Source organism: Pelovirga sp. (assembly GCF_059864205.1).
In genome coordinates this window covers 1-1580 of the sequence record NZ_JCBCBS010000070.1, presented here as the reverse complement: position 1 = coordinate 1580, position 1580 = coordinate 1, and the positions used below count along the sequence as shown (strand labels likewise).

Genomic DNA, 1580 nt, shown 5'->3' with positions numbered 1-1580 from the left:
TCGCGATCAAGGGCAATCATCAGGTGCAGCAGTTTTTCCAGTGAAAAGCCCCTGAGCCGTCCATTCAATATGGCGGAAACTTTCGGTTGTGTAATCCCCAGCAGCTCCGCCGCCTGAGCTTGGGACAGATGTCGCTTGTTGATAATCTGCGCGATCTTCAGCGCCAGGTCGGCTTTTGCAAGGCGTTCGCCAGATTCGGACAGTCCCAAATCGTCAAAAACATTGCCGGTGCTTTTTTCGAGCTTGATGTCGTCGTTCATGTCATATCCTTTTCGTGCGCCTCAACGCGCTTCAGCCGGTCTTTGATCAAATCAATAACCGGTTGTGGTGTCTGAATCCCTTTTTTCGATTTCTTCTGAAAGGCGTGTAAAACATAAACCCGGCCTTTGAAGCGGACGGTATAAACCGCCCGATAAGTATCACCGTCGTGATCTTCGACAATCTCAAGAACGCCAGCCCCTTTGAACCCTTTCAGCGGTTTTGCAGAAGGGTGTTTGCCGCCCTGTTGCGCTTGGCGCAGGGCAAAACCCATGACGTCTTTCACGTCCTCTGGAAACGATCTAAGATTGTCTTTACTGTCGCCGACCCAAATGAGTTCTTTATCGTTTGCAGTCATGTTCTTTATACCAATTTAGGAATAATTAGTCAATTGAATGAATGTGACCTTTTGGCAGTTTTGGCAGTACGTCAACTGCTCGTTTTTTTGGTTTCGTGCAGGTGGATAATGTTACCGCCCGTCGGTCGTTCCAGTAGTTCTAGTGCATCCCTGCTGGCACTCGGCATCAGGTGTGCGTAGCGTTCAGTTGTTTTGATGGTATGGTGGCCTAAAATCTCTTTGATCGTGTAGATCGGCACTCCTGCCATTGCAAGCCGACTGGCGCACGTATGCCTGAAGGTGTGAAAACTGAGCTGGTGTTTACGATCCATGCCGACGTTAAAACCTAATTCTTAGATGCTGCGATAAACAACCCGGTTGACCTGTGTCTGTTCGCCGCCATCCCTTGCAGGAAAAACATAAAGACTCTGCTCTGATTCGGGCTGACTGGTTTTGTGATCCAGTCGCCGCTGTAGCATTTCCTTAACACGCGTGGTGGCAATGTGGAGCGTTCTGTCGTCTCCTGATTTGGTTTCAATCAATCGGACGGTTTCGGCCTGCATGATCAACGTCTTGTGACCCGATATGCGTTTCTGCTGCTTTGACAGGAAAGAATCCGAAACTTATTGTCAAGGGTCAGCGTAATTGAGCTGTGAGGCCGAATGACTAGCGGCCCGCTTTTATTCCTGAACTTTGTGGCCATTGCATACCGCCCAGCTGGTTTCACTTAGCATAATTGCCTTATCGATCGTGCGGAAGCCGAATTGACCGGCGCGTGCCGCGGATGTTCTCTTGAAAGGTTCTGTCGTGACCTGTAACCTCCTCATTCCGGCGAGCCAGGTAGTCAGTCGGGTCACCAACAGTAACGGTACCCGAGGTCACACGGGCATAGGTGACCCGGTCAGTTACACGCTCCACTCGAGCACTGGCCACTTCTGATTCGTTGCGACCCAGGCTTTCTTTAGTATAGGGATCAAACAATTCA

Annotated in this window: 5 protein-coding genes; all 5 read right to left on the bottom strand. The window is 50.1% G+C overall.

The genetic code is table 11. The features are described from left to right. Nucleotides 1–260 (bottom strand): XRE family transcriptional regulator (locus AC6F7T_RS04035; protein WP_500716710.1); only part of this gene is annotated, 260 nt, incomplete at its 3' end. Then, the gene (locus AC6F7T_RS04030) at nt 257–616 is read right to left on the bottom strand and encodes a type II toxin-antitoxin system RelE/ParE family toxin (protein ID WP_500716709.1); all 360 of its coding nucleotides are present in this window, start codon (nt 614–616) and stop codon (nt 257–259) included. The genes AC6F7T_RS04035 and AC6F7T_RS04030, both read right to left, overlap by 4 nt. 71 nt (nt 617–687) lie before the next feature. After that, nucleotides 688–927 carry a tyrosine-type recombinase/integrase gene (locus AC6F7T_RS04025; protein WP_500716708.1) on the bottom strand — a complete coding sequence of 80 codons (240 nt, stop codon included), beginning with the start codon at nt 925–927 and terminating at the stop codon, nt 688–690. 21 nt (nt 928–948) lie between these two features. Next, entirely contained in the window at nt 949–1158 is a 210-nt protein-coding gene (locus AC6F7T_RS04020) for a hypothetical protein (RefSeq protein WP_500716707.1), read from the bottom strand. A gap of 178 nt (nt 1159–1336) precedes the next feature. Next, the coding region (locus tag AC6F7T_RS04015; protein WP_500716706.1) for a hypothetical protein at nt 1337–1580 on the bottom strand (244 nt) is incomplete at its 5' end.